The sequence below is a fragment of the Mycolicibacterium litorale genome, from assembly GCF_010731695.1.
Taxonomy (GTDB): Bacteria; Actinomycetota; Actinomycetes; order Mycobacteriales; family Mycobacteriaceae; genus Mycobacterium; species Mycobacterium litorale.
Window position 1 is genome coordinate 656,937 of record NZ_AP022586.1, and the last position, 23,661, is coordinate 680,597.

17 protein-coding genes and 1 tRNA gene are annotated in these 23,661 nt (G+C 69.1%); 11 read left to right on the forward strand and 7 right to left on the reverse strand.

Annotated features, from left to right (window positions below; genetic code table 11):
- The 5 genes from G6N30_RS03165 to G6N30_RS03185 form a co-directional block, all read right to left on the reverse strand.
- Positions 1-753, reverse strand: a complete 753-nt coding sequence (locus G6N30_RS03165) for an enoyl-CoA hydratase (protein ID WP_134059910.1) — start codon at positions 751-753, stop codon at positions 1-3.
- A 26-nt stretch (positions 754-779) separates the two neighbouring features.
- The gene (locus G6N30_RS03170) at positions 780-1,361 is read right to left on the reverse strand and encodes a class I SAM-dependent methyltransferase (protein ID WP_134059912.1); all 582 of its coding nucleotides are present in this window, start codon (positions 1,359-1,361) and stop codon (positions 780-782) included.
- On the reverse strand, positions 1,358-2,059 hold the full coding sequence (locus G6N30_RS03175) for a pyrimidine reductase family protein (RefSeq protein WP_134059914.1): 702 nt from the start codon (positions 2,057-2,059) through the stop codon (positions 1,358-1,360). Before G6N30_RS03175 ends, G6N30_RS03170 begins: the two co-directional genes overlap by 4 nt.
- A gap of 2 nt (positions 2,060-2,061) precedes the next feature.
- Positions 2,062-2,559 carry a flavin reductase family protein gene (locus G6N30_RS03180; RefSeq protein ID WP_134059916.1) on the reverse strand — a complete coding sequence of 166 codons (498 nt, stop codon included), beginning with the start codon at positions 2,557-2,559 and terminating at the stop codon, positions 2,062-2,064.
- A gap of 66 nt (positions 2,560-2,625) precedes the next feature.
- On the reverse strand, positions 2,626-3,063 hold the full coding sequence (locus G6N30_RS03185) for a pyridoxamine 5'-phosphate oxidase family protein (RefSeq protein WP_134059918.1): 438 nt from the start codon (positions 3,061-3,063) through the stop codon (positions 2,626-2,628).
- A 228-nt stretch (positions 3,064-3,291) separates the two neighbouring features.
- Between G6N30_RS03185 and G6N30_RS03190 the strand changes: the two genes are divergently transcribed.
- Complete coding sequence (locus G6N30_RS03190) at positions 3,292-4,173, forward strand: universal stress protein (protein WP_134059920.1); 882 nt, start codon at positions 3,292-3,294, stop codon at positions 4,171-4,173.
- A 151-nt stretch (positions 4,174-4,324) separates the two neighbouring features.
- Entirely contained in the window at positions 4,325-5,878 is a 1,554-nt protein-coding gene (locus G6N30_RS03195) for a PE-PPE domain-containing protein (protein WP_163687368.1), read from the forward strand.
- A gap of 32 nt (positions 5,879-5,910) precedes the next feature.
- On the opposite strand, the gene G6N30_RS03200 is transcribed toward G6N30_RS03195, so the two are convergent.
- Positions 5,911-5,983: transfer RNA gene (locus tag G6N30_RS03200), tRNA-Arg, on the reverse strand.
- A gap of 165 nt (positions 5,984-6,148) precedes the next feature.
- On the opposite strand from G6N30_RS03200, the gene G6N30_RS03205 reads away from it, so the two are divergent.
- The 9 genes from G6N30_RS03205 (at position 6,149) to G6N30_RS03245 (ending at position 22,036) form a co-directional block, all read left to right on the forward strand.
- Positions 6,149-7,630 (forward strand): wax ester/triacylglycerol synthase family O-acyltransferase, encoded by a 1,482-nt coding sequence (locus G6N30_RS03205; RefSeq protein WP_163687370.1) that lies wholly within the window; start codon positions 6,149-6,151, stop codon positions 7,628-7,630.
- A complete protein-coding gene (locus G6N30_RS03210) occupies positions 7,627-9,348 on the forward strand; it encodes an HAD-IB family hydrolase/lysophospholipid acyltransferase family protein (protein WP_134059926.1) in 1,722 nt (573 codons plus the stop codon). The genes G6N30_RS03205 and G6N30_RS03210 overlap by 4 nt, the downstream gene beginning before the upstream one ends.
- Entirely contained in the window at positions 9,345-11,690 is a 2,346-nt protein-coding gene (locus G6N30_RS03215; protein WP_134059928.1) for a glycerol-3-phosphate 1-O-acyltransferase, read from the forward strand. Before G6N30_RS03210 ends, G6N30_RS03215 begins: the two co-directional genes overlap by 4 nt.
- Before the next feature lie 43 nt (positions 11,691-11,733).
- A complete protein-coding gene (locus G6N30_RS03220) occupies positions 11,734-13,731 on the forward strand; it encodes a bifunctional copper resistance protein CopD/cytochrome c oxidase assembly protein (RefSeq protein ID WP_134059930.1) in 1,998 nt (665 codons plus the stop codon).
- A 144-nt stretch (positions 13,732-13,875) separates the two neighbouring features.
- Entirely contained in the window at positions 13,876-14,328 is a 453-nt protein-coding gene (locus G6N30_RS03225; protein WP_134059932.1) for a single-stranded DNA-binding protein, read from the forward strand.
- Between the two features lie 72 nt (positions 14,329-14,400).
- Positions 14,401-16,074, forward strand: a complete 1,674-nt coding sequence (gene ettA, locus G6N30_RS03230; RefSeq protein ID WP_134059934.1) for an energy-dependent translational throttle protein EttA — start codon at positions 14,401-14,403, stop codon at positions 16,072-16,074.
- A gap of 54 nt (positions 16,075-16,128) precedes the next feature.
- On the forward strand, positions 16,129-20,970 hold the full coding sequence (locus G6N30_RS03235) for an NAD-glutamate dehydrogenase (protein ID WP_134059936.1): 4,842 nt from the start codon (positions 16,129-16,131) through the stop codon (positions 20,968-20,970).
- Entirely contained in the window at positions 20,967-21,380 is a 414-nt protein-coding gene (locus tag G6N30_RS03240) for an acyl-CoA thioesterase (protein WP_163687373.1), read from the forward strand. Before G6N30_RS03235 ends, G6N30_RS03240 begins: the two co-directional genes overlap by 4 nt.
- Positions 21,377-22,036 (forward strand): DUF8010 domain-containing protein, encoded by a 660-nt coding sequence (locus G6N30_RS03245; RefSeq protein WP_134059938.1) that lies wholly within the window; start codon positions 21,377-21,379, stop codon positions 22,034-22,036. Before G6N30_RS03240 ends, G6N30_RS03245 begins: the two co-directional genes overlap by 4 nt.
- Here G6N30_RS03245 and G6N30_RS03250 read toward each other — a convergent pair.
- On the reverse strand, positions 22,033-23,640 hold the full coding sequence (locus G6N30_RS03250; protein WP_163687375.1) for a glycoside hydrolase family 13 protein: 1,608 nt from the start codon (positions 23,638-23,640) through the stop codon (positions 22,033-22,035). The two genes, G6N30_RS03245 and G6N30_RS03250, sit on opposite strands and share 4 nt — an antisense overlap.
- Positions 23,641-23,661 lie beyond the last annotated feature (21 nt).

Here is a 23,661-nt window from a genome sequence, read left to right on the forward strand (position 1 = left end):
CTAGCGGCGCTTGGCCGCGGCGAGGCGACGGGCGAACTCGGGGGATTCGATGGACGACGCCTGCGGTCCGAGTTCGATGTCGACCGCAGCGCGGTGCTGTTCGGTGTCGACGGTGCCGGGATCGGCGGTCGCGCGCATCGAGGCCTTCGTGGCCAGGACGATCTCACGCGGGGCCGCGGCGGGTCCGGCGGCGAGGTCACGGGCCGCGGCGACGGGATCGTCGGCGACCTCGAGGGCGAGACCGTACCGGACGGCCGTTTCGGCGTCGAAGCGCTTGCCGAACAGCAGCGCCGCGCGGGCCACCTCGGGTCCGACGGCCCGCTGCAGCATCCAGGTCGCGCCGCCACCGGGGTGGATGCCGAGCTTCTGGAACCGCGGGTCGAACAACGCGTTCGGGCCGGCGATGCGGACGTCCGCGGCGAGCGCAAGGTTGAGCCCGGCGCCGACGGCCGCCCCATTGACGGCCGCGATGGTCGGCAGCGTGCAGTTCGCCACGGCGAGAAAGCCGTCGTAGATGCGCAACAGTCCGTCTCGGGTGGCTTCACCGAGGGCCGTCAGGTCCGCGCCCGCGCAGAATGCCTTGCCCGCGCCGGTGACGATCAGTGCGTGCACGTCCGGATCGGCTTCGGCCGATTCGACCGCCGCGCGCAGTGCGGCCGACATCTCGAACGTCACCGCGTTGCGCCGGTCGGGGTCGTTGACGGTGACCAGGGCGACGTGATCGTCCACCTGCATCAGTACGGATTCAGCCACGCGCCCACCCTAGCGGGCGGGGTCGGCTAGCTCTGCCAGGTCAGCAGGTACCGGTAGTACAGCCCGCGGCGGATCGACGCACCGGGCAACAGGTCCGCCGCGACGGCGCGGATCTCGTCGAGATTCTGGTGCGGTCGGGCCGTCTGCACGCCCACGTCGCGGACCTCGTGGTGCAGGCGTGAAGCGATCCGCACGGCAGGCAGACACATCGCCGACCACAGCCAGTCGGTGGCGGTCTTGTTCGCCGCCAGACCCACGACGGCGATCCGCCCGCGCGGTCTCAGCAGGTCCTTCGCGTGTTCGAGCGCGGGCCGCAATGGCATGTGGTGCAGGCTGGCGACGAACGTGATGAGGTCGAATCGCCGGCCGTCGAACTCCAGGAACTCCGCCCGCGACACGTCGGCGTGCGGCATGCCGGCCAACCGCTCAGCGGCTCGGGCCACGGCTGCGGCGTCGGGGTCGATCGCGGTCACCGACCGGGACACCGGCGCAAGGCGCTGCGCCAGAAGCCTGTCGCCGCAACCGACGTCGAGGGCATCTCCGCGCTGTTCGGCGGCGAGACGGACGAGCCACGGGTGGTACGCGGTGTTGTGGTTCCAGTAGCTCATCGATGACGTGAGTACTTCAGGTACAGGTAGTCGGCGTGGGTGAGGGCATGGTCGAGCCGCATCGGCCTGGGCGACGCGAGCGCGCCTGCGCCGTGGCCGATGTCCTGCACACCGGCCAGTGTCGGCGACACCGTCACGCAGATCTCGTCGACGACGTCGGCCGCGACGAGTTCGTCCAACAGTGTCGGACCGCCTTCGCACAGAACATGATCCAGACCGCGCCGCCGGAACTCGGCCAGCACATCGGACACGTCGACGGTGTGCTCACCGGCGATGAGGACGTCACGCCGTTCATCGGCTGCCAGCCGGTGCTCGTCTGCCGCACGCTGGGTCGTGACGAGGATCGGCCGCTGCGCGGGATCGGCGAACAGGGAGTCCGGCAGCACACCCGACAGGCTGACGACCGCAATCGGCGGGATCGGCCGGCCGGGGGACCAGCTGTGCGACATCGCCTCGACCCGGACGGGGCCGTAGTGCTCGGCGCGCACCGTTCCGGCGCCCACCAGGACGACGTCGGCGAACCCCCGCAGCTCACGCAGCAGCGCCTGATCGAGCGGATCGGACAGGGGGCCGGCGCGTCCGGCGAAGGCGGCGGCGCCGTCCGCACTGAAGATCATGTTGGCGCGCAGCCCCGCGGGAGGGGTGCGGTAGTACTCGATCAACTCGTCGAGGTCGGCAACGGCGGCGAGTCGCGTCATCGTCACGCCTCGTGGCCGGGGGTGAGATCGCGGACGTCGGCGAAGGTCGTCCAGTCGGTCAGATCCCCAGGTGGCTGACCGGCGATCGGCGCCAGCAGATGGCCGACGTGGTCGCCGACTTCGAAACGGCGCTCGATCTTCCCGACGAACCAGGCGCCCGCGTCGTCGAGAACGGGCACACCTTCGGGTCCGCTGTGCCACGCGCAGCGCTCGAATTTGTCGATCCGGTCGCCTGTTTCGCCACCGAACAGCTGCGCCAGCTCGATGCGTTCGCGCGGGACGACGTGTACCGCCAGATGCGTCGCGTTCTGTGCCACCCGAAAAGTCCGGTTGCGCTTGGACAGGCCGATCAGGAAGCGCGGCGGGTTGATACTCGTCTGGCTCCCGAACCCCACCAGACACCCCGACATCTCGTCGCCTGCTCGGGTGGTGACGACGAACATCGGATAGTCCAGCAGCGCCACGAGTGCCTCGAACGATTCGGCTCCGGGTTCCGGCATCGTCACAGTGTCCATGTCCCGTGGCGGGTCCGCTCACCCACCCGGGTCGAGCCGCCGGGTGGTGCGTTATTCGCCCGTCCCGTGGTAGTCGGGAAGCGCGGTTTCGCGGATGCGGCGACCCGTCATCTTCTGAGCTTCGATGCGGATGAAGTGGTCCCGTCGGCCGTCCACCCATGGCTGGAGGAATGTGCCGGACACCTCGACCAGTTCGTCCACGTCGGTGATCGGGTGCGCCGTTCCGACGATGGTCACACTCCACCCGGTGCGCAGATCGGCGTCTAATTCGTCGGCTTCGAACGCCACCACGTCATTCTGTTGCGCGGCAGTGAGTTTCGCGCCGCCCGCCACCCGGATGATGACGTCGTCGCGCTGCATCCGGAAGTTGACCGGCTGCACGGCGGGCAGACCGTCCTCGGTGAACACCAGCCGGCCCACCCGAACCCCCTGCAGGAGATCGAGACACTGCCTGCGGTTGAGGACATCGAGTTGTTGTCCCTTCGACATGGTGATCAGTCCCCTCTGGTCGTAGCCCTGCGAGCGCCAGTGTCCGCCTTGCCGTGCCGTCGCGAAAGGGGCATAGGTCCCTTGTGTGTCGGCGCTTCCCGATTTCTGCGGAAATCGTGGGGGTCCAAAGCCCCTGCGCCGGGCATGGTCGCCACTCCATACTGAACACATCCAAGACGTCAACGGTGGCGACTCACAGGGTGCTCGACGGGCCCGGAAAGGCTACTCATGTCCAGTGCGCTCCGACCCGGCATCGTCGTGGCGGTCGACGGGTCCGCCAGCTCCGATGCTGCCCTGCGATGGTCTGCTCGGGAGGCGGTGCTGCATCGGATTCCGCTTCTGCTCGTGCATGTGCTGTCCACCGATGTCACTGCTGCCTGGGCGACCGCCGTTCCGGCCGCGCTGCTGCCGCTCGAGTACTTCCAGGGCCGCGAGGAGCAGGCGCGCGGCGTGCTCGCCGAAGCCGAAGCACTGGTGAAGGACGCCGGCGCGACACTCGTCACGACGAAATTCGTACACGCCGCACCGGTGCCCGCCCTCGTCGAGGCCTCCACGGAGGCCGAGATGGTGGTGGCCGGCACCCGCGGAAACGGTGCGGTGAAGCGGCTCCTGCTCGGATCAGTGAGCACCGGGCTTCTGTACCACGCACGATGCCCCGTCGCTGTCGTCGGCGCCGACACGGTGCTGGACCGGCCCGACGCTCCCGTCGTGGTGGGGGTGGACGGTTCGAGGGCGTCGGAACAGGCTCTGGGCATCGCCTTCGACGAGGCATCGTTGAGAGGTGTCGATCTCGTCGCCCTGCACAGTTGGAGCGACCGCAGCGAATCGCTGCACCCCTACGTCAACTGGGAGGGGGTGCGCGCCCAGGCCGAAGAGACGCTGGCGATCAGTCTGGCCGGGTTCGGTGAGCGGTATCCGGATGTGACCGTGCATCGCGAGGTGGTGTTCGACCGGCCGGCCGAGCATCTGCTCGAGCGCTCGGAGTCGGCGCAGCTCCTGGTGGTGGGCAGCCGCGGCCGCGGCGGATTCGCGGGCATGCTGCTGGGCTCGGTCAGCGCCGCCGTGGTGCAGGCGGCCGGGGCGCCGGTGATCGTGGCGCGCGGCCGGTAGGTCCTCGCGGAACGCGCGCCGGGAATCCGGCCCGCAACCGACCACCACCCGCCGGGTGCACGGGCTACCATTTCGCTGCACTCGCAAACAAGCGGGTGCACAGTGCATGCGGAACGCACGGGTCGGGCGGCCGCGACGGGGGAGGGCCGCTATGCGCATCACACGGAAATCGCTGGCCATGACCGCTGCTGTCCCGCTCGGGGCGATGGCTCTGACATTCGCGTCGGCCGGTCCGCTGCCGTTGCCGGTCCTACCGGTGCCGACCGAGTTGCTGGCGCAGGGCTTGTATCTGCGGGGCACGAAGATCGGCGGCTACACGGAGTTCGATGCTCCGTTCGTCCAGTTCGCCAACGGCGTCATCGACCAGACGTACAACGCGGACAACCCGGACGACACGGTGACGCTGTCGGTCGACACCGACCAGATCGAGTACAACGGGGGCTTCCGCCCGTTCTCGCAGGGCGGCTTCAACGACCTGACGTACGGGCAGTCGGTCGAACAGGGCGTGAACCGGCTGGGCGACGGCGTCGCCGCTCAACGCGCCGCCGACCCCGCCGGGACGATCCTGGTCTACGGCTACTCGCAGGGTGCCGTGGTCGCCGGGCAGTACAAGGCGCGGACCGACGAAGGTGACATCGTCTACGTCCTGCTCGCGAATCCGGGGCGTCCCAACGGCGGAATCCTCGCCCGGTTCCAGGGTTTCACGATCCCGATCCTCGACATCCCGCTGTCCGGGCCGACCCCGACCGTCAGCGAAGGATGGGAGGAGGGCGACGCGCCCACGAGCTACGACCTGACCCGGCAGTACGACGGCTGGGCGGATTTCCCCAAGTATCCGCTCAACGTGCTGGCGACGATCAACGCAGTGCTCGGCATCGCCTATCTTCACGGCAACTATGAGGTCGACATCGACCCCGGGGAGGCGCTCGCCGACGAGGCGGAGACCGACACCCACGTGTACCGCGACACCGTCTACTACACGATCGGTACCGGCCTGCTGCCGCTACTGCGGCCGCTCGAGCAGATCGGTGTGCCGCGACCGCTCCTGCTGGCGCTCGACGCGCCGTTGCGGGTGATCGTCGAGCAGGGCTACGACCGCGGCACCAACCCCGGTGCGCCGGGCGCCGCGAGCCTCATCCGGCTCGCCAATCCCGCCACCGACCTCGTCAACCTGCTCACCGCGGTTGCGGTCGGCATCGACGACGGGCTCGAGGCGGGTGGGTTCGGCCGTCCGCTCCACACCACCTCGGCGGGCATGTACGGGGTCGGCGGCCCGACCGTGACACCTCCGGGCGACCTCGACCTCGACCTCGACACGGCCGAGCAGGGCGACGCCGACGACGATGCCGATGCCGATGCCTCGATCGCCGCTCAGGAGTCGAAAGCCCGTGCGCCGCTCCAGGACGACGACCTCGATGAGCTGGACGGGGACACCGACGAGGAGCAGGAGCAGGATTCGTCCTCCGGCCGGAAGCTCACGACGCTCACCGCAGACGACGAGTTGCTCGAGCCCGACGGTGGGGACGACGTCGTGACCGATCCGCCCGCGGACCCGCAGGACGACGCAGAGGGTCAGGACGACGGGCCGGCGGACGAGCAGGAAAGCGACACCAACGCTGACACTGACGCCGACACCGACACCGACGGCGGATACGTCGGCAAGCACCGCGCCGACGACGGTCCGACGCAGGGCGCTGCGGCGTGACGGCAGGACTCGAGCGGCGCCACCCGATAACGCGCCCCCGGCAGGGATCGAACCTGCGACCAACCGCTTAGAAGGCGGCTGCTCTATCCGCTGAGCTACGGAGGCAAGCGGAGTCACTGTAGCCCAACGGCTGCCGACCGGGTGACGTGTCATCCCTGGTCTGGGGAGTGCTCGATGCGGCTGACCCCGCGCCGCGCCGGAAACGCTGTTCGCGCCGCGTCACCGCGGACTAGCGTGGTCTCAGCAGTACAGGCGACGGGAGGAGACCGCGTGGCGACGAGCGACGTGCCGGAACTGGATGCCGCGGGGTTGCCGGAGGAGCTGAGCCCGTTCGACCAGATCCTGCATCGGGGTGAGGCCAACCCGCGCACCCGTTCAGGGATCCTCACGCTCGAGATCCTCGACACCACGCCGGACTGGGACAGGTTCCGCACCCGCTTCGAGCATGCGTCCCGCAAGGTGCTGCGGCTGCGGCAGAAGGTCGTGACGCCGACCCTGCCTACGGCCGCGCCCCGCTGGGTCGTCGACCCGGACTTCAACCTCGACTTCCACGTCCGCCGGGCCCGCATCCCGGAACCCGGCACCATGCGCCAGTTGATCGACCTCGCCGAGATCGCTCTGCAGTCGCCGCTGGACATCTCCCGCCCGCTGTGGACCGCCACGCTGATCGAAGGCCTCGAGGGTGGCCGCGCCGCCACCATGCTGCACTTCAGCCACGCGGTGACCGACGGCGTCGGCGGCGTCGAGATGTTCGCCAGCGTCTACGACCTGGAACGCGATCCGCCGCCGGACGAGGTCCCGCCGCTGCCGATTCCGCAGGATCTATCGCCGAACGACCTGATGCGACAAGGGCTCAACCGGCTGCCGTTCTCCCTGCTCGGCGGTGTCCGCGGCGCATTGGGCGGCGCGGCGAACGTGGTGGGAAAAGTTGTGCGCGATCCGATCTCGTCGGTCAGCGGGGTGGTCGACTACGCCCTTTCCGGCGCGCGGGTGGTCGGCTCGGTGGCCGAACCCTCGCCGTTGCTGCGCCGGCGCAGCCTGTCCACCCGCAGCGAAGCGATCGACATGGAACTCGGCGACCTGCACAAGGCGGCAAAGGCGGCGGGCGGATCGATCAACGACGCCTACCTGGCGGGTGTGTGCGGCGCATTGCGGCTCTACCACGACGCGTTCGGCGTCCCGGTCGCAACACTGCCGATGGCGGTGCCGGTCAGCCTGCGGTCCGACGCCGACCCGGCGGGCGGGAATCGCTTCGTCGGCGTGAACCTCGCCGCCCCCATCGGAGTCGTCGATCCGCGGGAGCGCATCAGCAAGGTGCGGGCGCAGATGACGCGCAAGCGGGAGGAGCGCGCGCTCGACATGGTCGGCGCCATCGCGCCGGTCGCCAGCCTGCTGCCCGACACCGTGCTGGAAGCCATGGCGGGGCAGGTCGTGAACTCCGACGTGCAGGCCAGCAACGTTCCGGTGTACGCCGGTGACACCTACATCGCGGGCGCGAAAATACTGCGGCAGTACGGAATCGGGCCGCTACCGGGGGTGGCGATGATGGTCGTGCTGGTGTCCCGCTCCGGCTTCTGCACGGTCACCGCCCGCTACGACCGCGCCTCGATCCGAGACCCGGAGCTGTTCGCCAAGTGCCTGCTCGCGGGATTCGACGAGGTGCTCGCGATCGGCGGACCCGGCCGGGCGAAGCCCGCGTCGTTCACCGAGCCCACTGAAACGACGTCACCGAACGGGAGTGCGCCACAATGAGTCCGGATGACGGTCAGCAGAGCGGGTCACGGGCCATGCGTCTGCCCGGGTCGGTCGCGGAGATCCTCGCCGCGCCGGAAGGACCACAGGTAGGTGCGTTCTTCGATCTCGACGGCACGCTGGTGGCGGGGTTCACCGGCGTCATCATGACGCGGGACCGGTTGCGCCGCAGGCAGATGAGTGTGGGTGAGTTCATCGGCATGGTGCAGGCCGGGCTCAACCACCAGCTCGGCCGGTCGGAGTTCGAGGACCTCATCGGCAAGGGCGCGCGCATGCTGCGCGGCAGCTCGCTCAGCGATGTCGACGAACTCGCCGAACGCCTCTTCGTCCAGCACATCCGCGACCGCATCTATCCCGAGATGCGCGCCCTGGTCCGCGCGCACATGGCGCGCGGGCACACCGTCGTCCTGAGTTCGTCGGCGCTGACGGTCCAGGTCGAACCGGTCGCGCGGTACCTCGGTATCGACAACGTGCTGAGCAACAAGTTCGAGACCGACGACAACGGGTGCATCACCGGCGAGGTGGTCCGGCCCATCCTGTGGGGGCCCGGTAAGGCCCGCGCGGTGCAGGCATTCGCGGCGCGCAACAACGTCGACCTGTCGAAGAGCTATTTCTACGCCGACGGGGACGAGGACGTGGCGCTGATGTACCTCGTCGGCAACCCCCGGCCCACCAATCCCGCGGGCAAGCTCGCCGCCGTCGCCGCCAAACGCGGCTGGCCCGTATTGAGATTCACCAGCCGCAGCGGCAGCAATCCGTTGTCGCAGTTGCGCACGGTCGCCGCGATCGGCTCGGTACTTCCGGTGGCCGCCAGCGCATTCGGCGTGGGCCTGCTCACCCAGAACCGGCGCACCGGGGTGAACTTCTTCACCTCGAACTGGACGAGGGTGCTGCTGGCCACGGCCGGTATCACCCTCAACGTGATCGGGCGTGAGAACCTCACCGCGCAGCGGCCCGCGGTGTTCATCTTCAACCACCGCAACCAGGCCGACCCGCTGATCGTCGGCAGGCTGATCGAGAAGGACTTCACCTCCGTCGGCAAGAAGGAGCTCGAGAAGGACCCGCTGATCGGCACCATCGGGAAAGTGATGGACGCCGCGTTCATCGACCGTGACGATCCCGAAGCGGCGGTCGAAGGTCTCCGTAAAGTCGAAGACCTTGCGCGCAAGGGTATTTCGATCCTCATCGCACCGGAGGGCACCCGCTTGGACACCCACGAGGTCGGCGAGTTCAAGAAGGGGCCGTTCCGCATCGCCATGTCGGCCGGGATTCCCATCGTGCCCATCGTCATCCGCAACGCCGAGGTCGTCGCCGCGCGGGATTCGAGCACCTTCAACCCGGGCACGGTCGACATCGCGGTCTATCCGCCGATCCCCACCGAGGACTGGACGCTCGACGATCTGCCCGACCGTATCGCCGAGGTCCGCCAGATCTACCTCGACACCCTCAAGGCGTGGCCGCAGGACAAACTCCCGATCCCCGCGCTGTACAAGCGCTCGCCGGGCGAGACGGTGGAGCCCAGGAAGGTGGCGGACGAGGTGCCGGCCAAGGCGGCCCAGAGCAAGAAAGCGCCCGCCAAGAAGGCCGCCGCGAAGAAAGCGCCCGCCAAGAAGACGGCCGCCAGGAAAACGGCCAGGAAGGTGACGAAGAAGGCTGAGCCGCAACCGAAGTCATCGACCAACGGCAGGTCGCGGTCCGGGGTGGAGGGACGACAGTGAAGCTGCCCGACGACTACTACGCCAGCTTCAGCACCACCGACGACGCACTGGTACTCGCCGCCGCATCGTCGCCGGCCGAGGTGGAACTGCTCGACGAGTGGCTGGCCGCCCAACGCCGCGACAACCCGGACGTCAACGTCGAGGTGCTGCAGTTGCCCGTCGACGGTGAGCCCTCGCCGGCGGTACTGGCGCGACTCGTCGAAGAACTCGAGGCCGACGAGGACCGCACGGTCGTGCCCGTCCGCGTGTTCTGGGTGCCCGCCGGCCTGCCCACCCGGTCGAAGGTGGTGGCGCTGATCTCGGGCCGCGACACCTACCGCCCGCCCCAGGCGCTGCAGCGCCGCATCCTCAAACGCGACCGGACCCGTGCCCGCGTCATCGCCGGTGAACCCGCAAAGGTCTCCGAACTGCGGCAGCAGTGGCACGACCACACCGTGGCCGAGAATCCGCGTGACTTCGCGCATTTCGTGATCCGCCGCGCGGTGCTCGCCATCGAGCGCGTCGAATACCGGCTGTTGGGCCCGGAGTACAAGTCGCCCCGGCTGGTGAAGCCGGAGATCCTGGCCTCCACCAAGTTCCGTGCCGGCCTCGAGCAGATTCCCGGGGCGACGGTCGACGAGGCCGGCAAGATGCTCGACGAACTCGCCACCGGCTGGAGCCGGGTATCGGTCGACCTCATCCCGAACCTCAGCCGGCTGATCACCCGGCGCGGGTTCGATCCCCACTTCGACTACGACCAGTCCGAGATCGCCCGGCTGCGGCGGGATCTGGAGAACCATCCCGCGGTGCTGCTGTTCTCGCACCGGTCCTACCTCGACGGGGCGGTGGTGCCCGCGGCGATGCAGGAGAACCGGCTGCCCCCGGTGCACATGTTCGCAGGGATCAACCTGTCGTTCGGGTTCATGGGCCCGCTGCTCCGCCGTTCCGGCGTCATCTTCATCCGCCGCAACGTCGCCGGCGACCCGCTGTACAAGTACGTGCTCAAGGAGTTCGTCGGCTACGTCGTCGAGAAGCGGTTCAACCTCAGCTGGTCGATCGAGGGCACCCGGTCACGCACCGGCAAGATGCTGCCCCCCAAACTCGGCCTGCTGGCCTATGTCGCCGACGCCTACCTGGCCGGCCGCAGCGACGACATCCTGCTGCAGCCGGTGTCGATCAGCTTCGATCAGCTCCACGAGATCGCCGAATACGCCGACTACGCCCGCGGCGGCGAGAAGACGCCCGAAGGGCTGAGCTGGCTATACAACTACATCAAGGCCCAGGGCGAACGCAGCTACGGCAAGATCTACGTCCGCTTCCCCGAGGCGGTGTCGATGCGCCAGTACCTCGGCGAGCCCGGCGGGCCGTGCACCACCGACGAGGCCGCCAAGCGGCTGGCGATGCAGAAGATGGCGTTCGAGGTGGCCTGGCGCATCCTTCAGGTCACGCCGATCAACGCGACCGCGCTGGTGTCCGCGCTGCTGCTGACCACCCGCGGTGTCGCGCTCACCCTCGACCAGCTGCACCACACCCTGCAGGACGGGCTCGACTACCTGATGCGCAAGCAGATGCCGCTGACCAACAGCGCGCTGCGGTTACGCACCGCCGAAGGGGTGCTCTCGGCGGTCGACGCGCTGTCCCACGGTCACCCGGTCACGAAGGTGGACAGCGGGCGTGAGCCGGTCTGGTACATCGCCGCCGAGGACGAACACGAGGCCGCGTTCTACCGCAACACGCTCATCCACGCCTTCCTCGAGACGTCGATCGTGGAACTGGCGCTCGCGTACGCCGCTCGCGCCGAGGGCGACCCGCTGGAGGCGTTCTGGGCGCAGGCGGCCCGGCTGCGCGACCTGCTGAAGTTCGACTTCTACTTCGCCGACTCGGTGGCGTTCCGTGAGCACCTCGCCGAAGAGATGTCGTGGATCGCGGACTGGGAATCGCAGGTCTCCGCCGGCGGTGAGCAGATTCTGACGCTGCTGCGCGCCAAACGGCCGCTGATGGCGGGCGCAATGCTGCGACCGTTCTTCGAGGCGTACGAAATCCTCGCCAGCGCCCTGCGCGACGCGCCCGCCGACATCGACGAGAAAGAGCTGACGAACCGCGCGATGGGGCTGGGACGTCAGTACGTGGCGCAGGACCGGGTGCGCAGCAACGAATCAGTGTCGGCCCTGCTGTTCGCGACCGCTCGCCAGGTCGCCGCGGATCAGCAGTTGTTCGATCCCGGGCCCGACCTGGAGGCCCGCCGCAGGGCGTTCTGCGAGGAGCTGGGCGACATCCTGGCCGACATGGACAAGGTCGATCAGTACGCGCGCGCACAGTTCGCCGCGCGGGAGGCCGAACGCAAGCGCGCCAAGGCGGGATGAACCGTCCACCAGGGTGACGGCGCACACGCCATACCCTGGAAACATGAACACGGTCGCGGTGAAGACGCGCAGCAGCGCGGCCTGGCCGCTCCTCGTGGGGGTGGCGGTGCTGGCGGGTGCCACCGCCGCCGGCATCGGGGCCTTGTCACTCGCCGACGCGTTGACCGCGACCGGGCTGCCCAATCCCGGCCCCGTCACCACCTACGGGCTGCCGTTCATGCGCGCCGCGGGCGAGATCGCCGCGGTGACCGCCGTCGGGGCATTCCTGTTCGCCGCATTCCTCGTGCCGCCGCAACCCAGCGGTGTGCTGGACGTCGCCGGATACCGCGCGCTGCGGCTGGGCACCGCGGCCTCGGCGGTGTGGACGGTGTGCGCGGTGCTGCTCGTGCCGCTGACCGTGTCCGATGTGTCCGGGCAGCCGCTGCGCGACCACCTCAACCCGGTCGAGATCTGGTCGGTCGCCGGCCTGGTCGACGTAGCCGGGGCATGGCGGTGGACGGCGCTGCTCGCCGCTGTCGTGACGCTGGCCGGCCTGCCGGTGCTGCGCTGGGCGTGGACCCCGCTGTTGTTCGCCGGCTCGCTGCTCACGCTGATGCCGCTGGCCCTCACCGGACATTCGTCGTCCGGCGGCGCACACGACCTGGCCACCAACAGCCTGATCATCCACCTGATCGCGGGATCGCTGTGGGCCGGCGGGCTGCTGGCCCTGCTGGTGCACGCGCTGCGCGGCGGCGAGCACGGCGCGGTCGCGGCCCGCCGGTTCTCCGCGCTGGCGCTGTGGTGCTTCGTCGCGATGGCGTTCAGCGGCGTGATCAACGCGATGGTGCGGATGTCGCCCGCCGATCTGTTCCGCACCGAGTACGGCGCCCTGGTTCTGGCCAAGGCGGTCGCGCTGTCGCTGCTCGGGGTGCTCGGCTACCTGCAGCGCCGCAAGGGCGTCGCCGGCCTCACGGCCGACCCCGACCGGCGCGGCCCGCTGGTGCGGCTGGCGCTGGCCGAAGCCGTCCTGTTCGGGCTGACGTTCGGTATCGCGGTCGGACTCGGCCGCACCCCGCCGCCGGCGCCGGGCAGTCAACCCACCCCGGTGGAGGTCGAGATCGGCTACGACCTCGCCGGGCCGCCGACCGCGGGCCGGATCCTGTTCGACTGGCGGTTCGACCTCATCCTCGGCACCGCCGCGATCGTCTTGGCGCTGGTCTACCTCGCCGGGCTGTGGCGGCTGCGCAAGCGCGGCGACATGTGGCCCACCGGTCGCACGGTGGCGTGGCTGCTCGGGTGCGCGACGCTGCTGATCACCACCTCGTCGGGCCTGGGCCGCTACATGCCGGCGATGTTCAGCGTGCACATGGTCGCGCACATGCTGCTGTCGATGCTGGTGCCGATCCTGCTGGTCCTGGGCGCACCGGTGACGATGGCGCTGCGTGCGCTGCCCGTGGCGGGCAAGGGCCAGCCGCCGGGACCGCGGGAGTGGCTGCTGGGCGCGCTGCACTCGCGGGTGTCGCGCTTCCTCACCCATCCGATCGTCGCGCTCGTCTTGTTCGTCGCGGGGTTCTACGGGCTGTACTTCGGCGGCATCTTCGAGGCCGGGGCGGATGACCACGCCGCACACGTCCTGATGAACATCCACTTCCTGCTCAGCGGTTACCTCTTCTACTGGGTGGTGATCGGTGTCGATCCGACGCCGCGGCGCATCCCGCAGCTCGCCAAACTCGCGATCGTCTTCGCCTCGCTGCCGCTGCACGCGTTCTTCGGTGTGGTGCTGATGGGGATGCAGACGGTGATCGCCGAGGGGTTCTACCGGTCGTTGCAGCTGAGCTGGCACAACGACCTGCTGGGTGATCAGAAGCTCGGCGGCAGTATCGCCTGGGCGGCGGGGGAGATCCCGCTGGTGCTGGTGCTGCTCGCACTGCTCATCCAGTGGCGGCGCAGCGATCAGCGCGACGCCAAGCGGCTCGACCGGGCCGCCGAACGCGACCACGACGCGGACCTGGCCGCCTACAACGCGATGCTGGCGGAACTGTCCCGCCGCGAGGGCCGCTGACCGGTTGTCCCCAGCGCCCGGTTGATCCACAGCCCACCCCTGCAGCAGCGCCGCGGACCGCGGCCCGTCGGTGGCTTCACGGTGAATGGTTCTCAGCGGCGACGTCGAGATGTGCCGCATCCGAGAAGAGCGAGAGGAAACACCATGTTCGAGACACCGTTCACCGTCGTCGGCACCATCGTCACCGACCCCGTCCACCGCCGGGTGGGGGAGCAGGAGATGGTGAGGTTCCGGGTGGCGAGCAATTCGCGGCGCCGTACCAGCGACGGAACATGGGAGCCGGGCAATTCGTTGTTCGTGACGGTGAACTGCTGGGGCAGGGTGGTGGCCGGCACGAGCGCAGCCCTCGTCAAGGGCGATCCCGTCATCGTCGTCGGGCACATCCACACCAGCGAGTACGACGACCGCGACGGCAACCGGAGGTCGTCGGTCGAGGTACGCGCCACCGCTGTCGGACCCGACCTGGCGCGGTGCAACGCACGTCTCGACCGGCGGCAGCAGGCCGAGCAGCCGGCACTCGAAGCCGACCGCCCGGCGGACGGCGTCATCACCGACGATGCAGACCAGATCCCCGAGGCGCTGCCACTGACCGCTTAGCCGCATGAGGCCACGCCTAGGATGGGGCCCGCGGCAACACCAGCACGCTTTGAGAAAGGCAACACCACGGCAATGGCCGAATTCATCTACACGATGCGCAAGGTCCGCAAGGCGCACGGCGACAAGGTCATCCTTGACGACGTCAACCTGAACTTCCTTCCGGGCGCGAAGATCGGCGTCGTCGGCCCCAACGGCGCCGGTAAGTCGAGCGTCTTGCGGATCATGGCCGGCCTGGACACCCCGAACAACGGTGACGCCTTCCTGGCGCCCGGGGCCAGCGTCGGCATCCTGCAGCAGGAACCGCACCTGGACGAGTCGAAGACGGTCCGCGAGAACGTCGAAGAGGGTGTGCCCATCAAGGGCAAGCTCAACCGGTACAACGAGGTCGCCGAGCTGATGGCCACCGACTACACCGACGAGCTGATGGAGGAGATGGGCCGGCTGCAGGAAGAGCTCGACGCCGCCGACGCCTGGGACATCGACAGCCAACTCGAACAGGCGATGGACGCCCTGCGCTGCCCGCCGCCCGACGAGCCCGTCACCCACCTCTCCGGTGGTGAGCGCCGCCGCGTCGCGCTGTGCAAGCTGCTGCTCAGCAAGCCCGACCTGCTGCTGCTCGACGAGCCGACCAACCACCTCGACGCCGAGAGCGTGCTGTGGCTCGAACAGCATCTGGCCGCCTACAAGGGCGCCATCCTGGCCGTTACCCACGACCGGTACTTCCTCGACAACGTCGCCGAGTGGATCCTCGAGCTCGACCGCGGCCGGGCCTACCCGTACGAGGGCAACTACTCCACCTATCTGGAGAAGAAGGCCGAGCGCATCGCGGTGCAGGGCCGCAAGGACGCCAAGCTGCACAAGCGGCTGCAGGAGGAACTGGCCTGGGTGCGCTCGGGCGCCAAGGCCCGCCAGGCCAAGAACAAGGCCCGCCTCGGGCGCTACGAGGAGATGGCCGCGGAGGCCGAGAAGTCGCGCAAGCTCGACTTCGAGGAGATCCAGATCCCGACGCCGCCACGCCTGGGCAACGTCGTCGTGGAGGTCGAACACCTCGACAAGGGCTTCGAGGGGCGGACGCTGATCAAGGACCTGTCGTTCACGCTGCCCCGCAACGGCATCGTGGGCGTGATCGGCCCCAACGGCGTCGGTAAGACGACCCTGTTCAAGACCATCGTCGGTCTCGAACAGCCCGACAGCGGCACCGTGAAGGTCGGCGAAACGGTCAAGCTCAGCTACGTCGACCAGAACCGCGCGGGCATCGATCCGAAGAAGAACGTGTGGGAGGTCGTCTCCGACGGACTGGACTACATCGAGGTCGGCCAGAACGAGATCCCGTCGCGCGCCTACGTTTCGGCGTTCGGGTTCAAGGGCCCGGATCAGCAGAAGCCGGCGGGCGTGCTGTCCGGTGGTGAGCGCAACCGACTCAACCTCGCGCTGACGCTCAAAGAGGGCGGCAACCTGATCCTGCTCGACGAGCCGACCAACGACCTCGACGTGGAAACGCTCAGCTCACTGGAGAACGCGTTGGAGAGCTTCCCGGGCTGCGCCGTGGTGATCTCCCACGACCGCTGGTTCCTCGACCGCACCTGCACGCACATCCTGGCGTGGGAGGGCGACACCGACAACGAGGCGAAATGGTTCTGGTTCGAGGGCAACTTCGGTGCCTACGAGGAGAACAAAGTGCAACGACTCGGTGCAGAAGCGGCCCGCCCGCACCGGGTCACCCACCGCCGGTTGACTCGGGACTAATGTCGCTCGTGCACCGTCCAATGAGGGGCGGTGCGTGAGTCAGGAGTGATCCGCATGACGGGAACCGGCGCCGGCGCTACGGGCGACCCTTCGACGGACACGCTCGACCAGTTGGCCAAGGCCTACGTCGAGACGTATCGCGGTCCGCAGCAGGGTGAATCGGACGCGGACAGTGCGACCACCGGTCCCACGGACCCCGCCGACATGCTGGAATCCTCGGACCTGGTACGGGCCCACCACCGGCTCGCCCAGCACAGGCAGCCCGGAGAGACGCTCGTCGCCACCTACGGCGCCGACGAACGGGACGGCGTCGGGCCCGCCCTGCAGGTGGTGACCGACCACGCGCCGATGCTCATCGATTCGGTGACGGTGCTTCTGCACCGGCTCGGCGTCGCCTACCGGGCGATCATGAACCCGGTGCTACGGGTCCGGCGCGACGCGTCCGGTGACCTGCTCGACGCGCGGCCCGCCGCGGAAGCGGAAACCGACGGCGACGACGGTCTCGACGAGGCCTGGATCCACATCGAGCTCGCCGACACCGCAGACCGGTCAGCGGTCGAGGCGGCCACCCGGAGGCTGCCGCGCATCCTCGCCGACGCCCGCCAGGTGGCTGTGGACGGCAGCGCCATGGTGGCCCGGCTGCAGTCTCTGGCCAACGACGTCGAAGCCGACACCGAGGGCCACTTCACCGCCTCGGAGCGCAAGGACGTCGCCGCCCTGGCGCGGTGGCTCGCCGACGGCCACTTCGTGCTGGTCGGATGCCAGCGGTGCCCGGTCAACGGGGACGTGTCGTCGGTGGAATCCGACAGCCGGCTCGGCGTGCTGCGCCTGCGGGAGGACGTCCTGCCGCCGCTGACCCGCCAGGGCGAACTGCTGGCGCTGGCGCAGGCCACGATCCCCAGCTACGTGCGATACGGCGCGAACCCGTACATCGTCGTGATCCGCGAACAGGGCGCCGGCGGAGACGGCTACGACGCGGTCGAGCACCGCTTCGTCGGACTGTTCACCGTCGCCGCGATGAACGCCAACGTACTGACCATCCCGTTGATCTCACGGCGGGTCAACGAGGCGCTGGCCATCGCCCAGCGCGATCCCAGCCACCCCGCGCAGCTGCTGCTGGACATCATCCAGACCATCCCGCGCCCGGAACTGTTCGCGCTGCAGGCCGACGAACTGCTCGCGATGGCGATGGCGGTCATCGACCTCGGCTCACGGCGGCGCGCGCTGCTGTTCCTGCGCGCCGACAGCCTCGCGCACTTCGTGGCCTGCCTGGTGTACCTGCCGCGCGACCGCTACACCACCGCCGTCCGCCTCGAGATGCAGGACATCCTGGTCCGCGAACTCGGCGGCGTAAGCATCGACTACTCCGCCCGTGTGAGCGAATCCCCCTGGGCCGTGGTGCATTTCACGGTTCGCCTGCCGGAGGGTTCGCGTCCGGGCGACGTCGACGTGTCCGCGGAGAACGAGGAGCGCATCCAGCGCCAGCTCACCGAGGCCGCCCGCACCTGGGGTGACCGCCTGCTCGGCGCGGTGGCGTCCGGCGACCTCGACCAGGAGGTCGCAGAGCACTACGCCGACGCTTTCCCCGAGGACTACAAGCAGGCGGTCGCGCCGGACGAGGCGATCGGCGACATCGCGATCATCGAGTCGCTGGAAGACAATTCGGTCAAGCTGGTGTTCGCCGAGGGCGGTGAGGACCGCGTCGGCAAGCTCACCTGGTACCTCGGTGGCCGGTCGGCGTCGCTGAGCCACCTGCTGCCGATGCTGCAGTCCATGGGTGTCGTGGTGCTCGAGGAGCGGCCGTTCACCGTCACCCGGGCCGACGGGCTCGCGGTGTGGATCTACCAGTTCAAGATCCGGCCCCACCACACCATGCCGAAGACCTCGGGCGACGAGTCCGAACGCGATGCGACCGCCGCCCGGTTCGCCGAGGCGGTCACCGCGATCTGGAACGGCCGCATGGAGATCGACCGGTTCAACGAACTGGTGCTGCGGGCCGGGTTGACCTGGCCGCAGGTGATGGTGCTGCGCGCCTACGCGAAGTACCTGCGGCAGGCCGGATTTCCGTACAGCCAGTCCCACATCGAATCGGTGGTCAACGACAACCCGCACACCGCCCGCTCACTGGTCGACCTGTTCGAGGCGCTGTTCGACCCCACCGAGGGCGCCAAGGAGCGCGACGCCCAGCGCGCGGCCGCGGCCGTCGCCGCCGACATCGACGCGCTGATGAGCCTCGACACCGACCGGGTGCTGCGCGCGTTCGCCTCGATGATCCAGGCCACGTTGCGCACCAACCACTTCGTGACACGGGCGGAGTCGGCCCGGGCGCGCGACGTGCTGTCGATCAAGCTCGACCCGGGCCTGATCGACGAACTCCCGCTGCCCAGGCCGAAATTCGAGATCTTCGTGTACTCACCCCGGGTCGAGGGTGTGCACCTGCGGTTCGGTCACGTCGCCCGCGGCGGCCTGCGCTGGTCGGATCGGCGGGAGGATTTCCGCACCGAGATTCTCGGCCTGGTCAAGGCGCAGGCGGTGAAGAACGCCGTCATCGTGCCGGTCGGCGCCAAGGGCGGATTCGTCGTCAAACAGCCGCCCGTGCCGACCGGGGACGCCGCCGCCGACCGTGACGCGCAGCGCGCCGAAGGCGTCGACTGCTACAAGCTGTTCATCAGCGGACTGCTCGACATCACCGACAACGTCGACAAGGTCAGCGGTGAGGTCGTCTCGCCCCCTGAGGTGGTCCGCAGGGACGGAGACGACGCGTACCTGGTGGTGGCAGCCGACAAGGGCACCGCGACCTTCTCCGACATCGCCAACGAGGTTGCGGGCAACTACGGCTTCTGGCTGGGTGACGCGTTCGCCTCCGGCGGTTCGGTCGGCTACGACCACAAGGCGATGGGCATCACCGCCAAGGGCGCGTGGGAGTCGGTCAAACGCCACTTCCGCGAGATGGGCGTGGACACCCAGCGCGAGGACTTCACCGTCGTCGGCATCGGCGACATGAGCGGTGACGTCTTCGGCAACGGGATGCTGCTGTCCGAGCACATCCGGCTCGTCGCCGCATTCGACCACCGGCACATCTTCCTCGACCCCGACCCCGATGCGGCGACGTCGTTCCGGGAGCGCAAGCGGTTGTTCGAGCTGCCCCGGTCGTCGTGGGAGAACTACGACCGGTCGCTGATCAGCGAGGGGGGCGGGGTCTACAGCCGCGAGCACAAATCGATTCCGGTGAGCCCCCAGGTGCGTGCGGCGCTCGGTCTCGACGACAGCGCCGAGGAGATGACACCGCCCGCCCTGATCCGGGCGATCCTCGAGGCGCCGGTGGATCTGCTGTGGAACGGCGGCATCGGCACCTATGTCAAGTCCGAGGCCGAATCCGACGCCGACGTCGGCGACCGCGCCAACGACCCGGTCCGGGTGAACGCGAATCAGGTGCGCGCCAAGGTGATCGGGGAGGGCGGCAACCTCGGTGTCACCTCGCGCGGGCGCATCGAATTCGACCTGTCCGGTGGCCGCATCAACACCGACGCGCTGGACAACTCCGCCGGGGTGGACTGCTCGGACCATGAGGTCAACATCAAGATCCTCATCGACTCGCTGGTGACGGCGGGGCGCGTGGAGCTCAGTGACCGCACCGACCTGCTGCTGTCGATGACCGACGAGGTCGGCGAACTGGTGCTGTCGGACAACCGCGACCAGAACGACCTGATGGGCACCAGCCGTGCCAACGCGGCGAGCCTGCTGCCGGTGCACGCCCGCATGATCGACGACTTCGTCAAACAGCGGGGGATGAACCGCGAGCTCGAGGCGCTGCCGATGCCCAAGGAGATCCGTCGCCGCATCGACGCCGGAATGGGACTCACCTCACCGGAACTCGCGACGCTGATGGCCCACGTGAAACTGGCGCTCAAGGCCGACCTGCTCGGAAGTGAACTGCCCGACCAGGAGGCGTTCGCCGCACGGCTGCCGCGCTATTTCCCGTCCACCCTGCGCGACCGGTTCGCCGCCGACACCCGCTCGCACCAGCTGCGCCGGGAGATCGTCACCACCATGCTCGTCAACGACGTCGTCGACACCAGCGGGATCACCTACGCCTACCGGATCACCGAGGACGCCGGGGTGGGCCCCGTCGACGCAGTCCGCAGCTTCGTCGCGGTCAACGCGATCTTCCGGGTCGGCGACGTGTGGCGGCAGATCCGCGCCGCGGACCTGCCGGTCTCGGTCAGCGACCGGATGACCCTGGACCTGCGCCGGCTCATCGACCGGGCGGCGCGATGGCTGCTGAACTACCGGCCGCAGCCACTGGCCGTGGGCGCCGAGATCAACCGCTTCGCCGAGAAGGTCGCGGCGCTGACCCCGCGGATGGAGGAGTGGCTGCGCGGTGACGACGAGGCCATCGTCGCCAAGGAGGCCGGCGAGTTCTGTTCGCACGGCGCGTCGAAGGAGCTGGCGTATGCGGTGGCCACGGGCCTCTACCAGTTCAGCCTGCTCGACATCATCGACATCGCCGACATCGACGACCGGGATCCCGCCGAGGTCGCCGACACCTACTTCGCGCTGATGGACCACCTCAACACCGACAGCCTGCTGACCGCGGTGTCCCAGCTGCCGCGCGGTGACCGCTGGCATTCGTTGGCCCGCTTGGCCGTTCGCGACGACATCTACGGATCGCTGCGGTCGCTGTGCTTCGACGTACTGGCGGTCGGCGAACCCGACGAGAGTGGCGAGGAGAAGATCGCCGAGTGGGAGATGACCAACGGGTCGCGGGTGGAGCGGGCGCGGCGCACGCTCACCGAGATCTACGAGGACGACGAACGTGACCTGGCCACACTGTCGGTGGCGGCACGCCAGATTCGCAGCATGACACGAACAAGTGGAACGGGGTCTTCCGGGTGACAGTAGGTTTTGTGGCGCCGGTGCATGTGCGGTGGTCCGACATCGACATGTACCAGCACATCAACCACGCCACGATGGTCACCATCCTCGAAGAGGCCCGAATCCCGTTCTTGCGTGAGCCTTTCGAGTCGCGGATCACCGAGATCGGCCTGCTGATCGCGGAGGTCAAGATCGCCTACAAGGGTCAGCTGCGCCTGGTCGATTCGCCGTTGCAGGTGACGATGTGGTCCAAACGCGTACGCGCGGTGGACTTCACCATCGGTTACGAGGTGCGCTCCGTCGGTGCGCCGGCGGACGCCAAACCGTCGGTCATCGCCGAGACCCAGCTGGCCGCCGTGCACATCGACGAGCAACGGCTGGAACGACTGACGGCCGAACAGCGCGATTACCTGCAGCGCTACCTGCGATGACCGGCCCCGAACGCGGGCTCTGGCTGGCCGACTCCGGTAACCGCGACGACCTGGCCGTGTTCGCCGAACGGGCCCTGCGTCTCGACGACGCGGCGGTGGTGCGGTTGCGCGAGCGCGCCGGCGGCGACGTCGTCGCGTTCGTGGCAACGGGTTTCGACGTCCTGGCCAGCCGGGTGGTGCACGGCCGGGTGCGCCCCAGGGACCTCTGCGCGGGCGCGGACGCGCTCGCCGCCGGTCTGGCCGCGATGGACGGGTCGGGCTTCGTCGACACCGGCTTCCCCATGGACTCGGCCTGGCGGGGTGCGGTGCCGCCGGATGCCGGGTTCACCCACCTCGACGACGTGCCGGCCCGGGTGATGCTCGATCTGGCGTCGCGGGGCGGCGCCCTGGTACGCGAGCACAGCGGCGCCCACGGCCCCCCGTCGTCGCTGCTCGACCAGGAGGTCGTCGCGGTCAGCGCGGGCGACGACCGCGTCGGGGTCCCGATGCGGTGTGTATTCGCGCTCACCGCAATGGGTTTCCTGCCGCAGAGCAGTGCGGCGCTGACCTCCGACGACATCGTGCGGATCCGCGTCACCGCCACGTGGCTGCGGATCGACGCCCGGTTCGGTTCGGTGCTGCGCCGCCGCGGCGACCCGGCCGTCGTGTTGCGTTAGACCACCCAGGCGGCCGCGTCGACCGGAAGCCGGCCGGGCCGGGGCGAGCGGAGCGACGGGGAATGTTCCTGCAGGGCGGCGCTGGTGATCAGCACCTCACCGGCGGGCAGGTCCACCGGCCGCTCGCCGGCGTTGAGCACACATGTCAGCCCGCCCCCGGTGTGCACCGTCAGCACACCGCCCTCGGCGGAGAGTCCGGTCACCGGGCCCACGGCCACCGCGGTGCGTTCCCGGCGCAGCGCCAGCGCCCGCCGGAAGAAGTTCAGCGTGGAGTCGGGATCGGCCAGCTCGTGCTCGACGGTCAGCGACGACCAGTCCGCGGGCATCGGCAGCCACGTGTCCGCCGTCGTCGAGAACCCGAACGGTGGAGCGTCACCGCTCCACGGCATCGGCACCCGGCAGCCGTCGCGGCCGCGCTCGGTGTAGAGCGATCGTTCCCAGACCGGATCCTGGAGCACCTCGTCGGGCAGGTCGACGTTCGGCAGCCCCAGCTCCTCGCCGTTGTAGACGAACACCACACCGGGCAGCGCCAGCATCACCAACGCCATCGCGCGGGCGCGGGCCAGCCCGAGCGGCCCGCCGCCGTACCGGGTGACTTCCCGTTCGACGTCGTGGTTGGACAGCGTCCAGGTCGGCGTCGCGTTCTGCAGCGCGACGGCGGCGAGCGAGTTCTCGATCGCATCGCGGATCTCGTCGGCGTCGAACTCCGCGCGCACCAGCCGGAAGTTGAACCCCAGGTGCAGTTCGTCGGGCCGCAGGTAGGCGGCGAAAGCAGCGTTGTCGTACACCCAGACCTCGCCGACGGCGACCGCGTCGGGATAGTCGTCGAGCACCGCGCGGATGTTGCGGTGGATCTCGTGGACGCCTTCGTGGTTGAAACGCGGATCGCTGTCCATGTCGGCGAGCAGTCTGTTCTCGGCGATCTGCATGTCGGGCAGGTCGGGCGGTTTGCTCATGCCGTGTGCCACGTCGATGCGGAAGCCGTCGACGCCGCGGTCCAGCCAGAACCGCAGCGTCTTCTCCAGATCCTCGAAGACCTCCGGATTCTCCCAGTTCAGGTCGGGCTGCTCCGGGTCGAACAGGTGCAGATACCACTGGCCCGGCGTGCCGTCGGGTTCGACGATCCGGGTCCATGCCGGCCCTCCGAAGATCGAGATCCAGTTGTTGGGCGGGTGCAGACCGTCCGGGCCGGTGCCGTCGCGGAAGTGGTAGCGCGCCCGCTGCTGGCTGCCCGGACCCGCGGCCAGCGCCGTACCGAACCACGGGTGCGCGGAGCTGGTGTGGTTGGGCACCAGGTCCATCGTGATGCGGATACCGCGCTCGTGGGCGGCGGCGATCAGCCGGTCCATCGCCTCGAGGCTGCCGAACAGCGGGTCGATGTCGCGTGGGTCGGCCACGTCGTATCCGTGATCCGCCATCGGCGACACGGTGACGGGGTTCAGCCACAGCGCGTCGACCCCGAGGTCGGCCAGGTAGTCCAGACCGGCGGTGACGCCGTCGAGGTCGCCGACGCCGTCGCCGTTGCTGTCGCGGAACGACCGGGGATAGACCTGGTAGAACACCGCGCGCGACCACCAGGGGCCCGGTCCTGTCATGGCGCCCATCGAACCAATTGTGGCCGCCTG

Excerpts from the sequence above, each read along its gene's own strand:
- G6N30_RS03170 (WP_134059912.1), bottom strand. The coding sequence starts at position 1,361 with ATGAGCTACTGGAACCACAACACCGCGTACCACCCGTGGCTCGTCCGT.
- G6N30_RS03175 (WP_134059914.1), bottom strand. The coding sequence starts at position 2,059 with ATGACGCGACTCGCCGCCGTTGCCGACCTCGACGAGTTGATCGAGTAC.
- G6N30_RS03180 (WP_134059916.1), bottom strand. The coding sequence starts at position 2,559 with ATGCCGGAACCCGGAGCCGAATCGTTCGAGGCACTCGTGGCGCTGCTG.
- G6N30_RS03185 (WP_134059918.1), bottom strand. The coding sequence starts at position 3,063 with ATGTCGAAGGGACAACAACTCGATGTCCTCAACCGCAGGCAGTGTCTC.
- G6N30_RS03190 (WP_134059920.1), top strand. The coding sequence starts at position 3,292 with ATGTCCAGTGCGCTCCGACCCGGCATCGTCGTGGCGGTCGACGGGTCC.
- G6N30_RS03195 (WP_163687368.1), top strand. The coding sequence starts at position 4,325 with ATGCGCATCACACGGAAATCGCTGGCCATGACCGCTGCTGTCCCGCTC.
- G6N30_RS03210 (WP_134059926.1), top strand. The coding sequence starts at position 7,627 with ATGAGTCCGGATGACGGTCAGCAGAGCGGGTCACGGGCCATGCGTCTG.
- G6N30_RS03220 (WP_134059930.1), top strand. The coding sequence starts at position 11,734 with ATGAACACGGTCGCGGTGAAGACGCGCAGCAGCGCGGCCTGGCCGCTC.
- G6N30_RS03225 (WP_134059932.1), top strand. The coding sequence starts at position 13,876 with ATGTTCGAGACACCGTTCACCGTCGTCGGCACCATCGTCACCGACCCC.
- ettA (WP_134059934.1), top strand. The coding sequence starts at position 14,401 with ATGGCCGAATTCATCTACACGATGCGCAAGGTCCGCAAGGCGCACGGC.
- G6N30_RS03235 (WP_134059936.1), top strand. The coding sequence starts at position 16,129 with ATGACGGGAACCGGCGCCGGCGCTACGGGCGACCCTTCGACGGACACG.
- G6N30_RS03245 (WP_134059938.1), top strand. The coding sequence starts at position 21,377 with ATGACCGGCCCCGAACGCGGGCTCTGGCTGGCCGACTCCGGTAACCGC.
- G6N30_RS03250 (WP_163687375.1), bottom strand. The coding sequence starts at position 23,640 with ATGGGCGCCATGACAGGACCGGGCCCCTGGTGGTCGCGCGCGGTGTTC.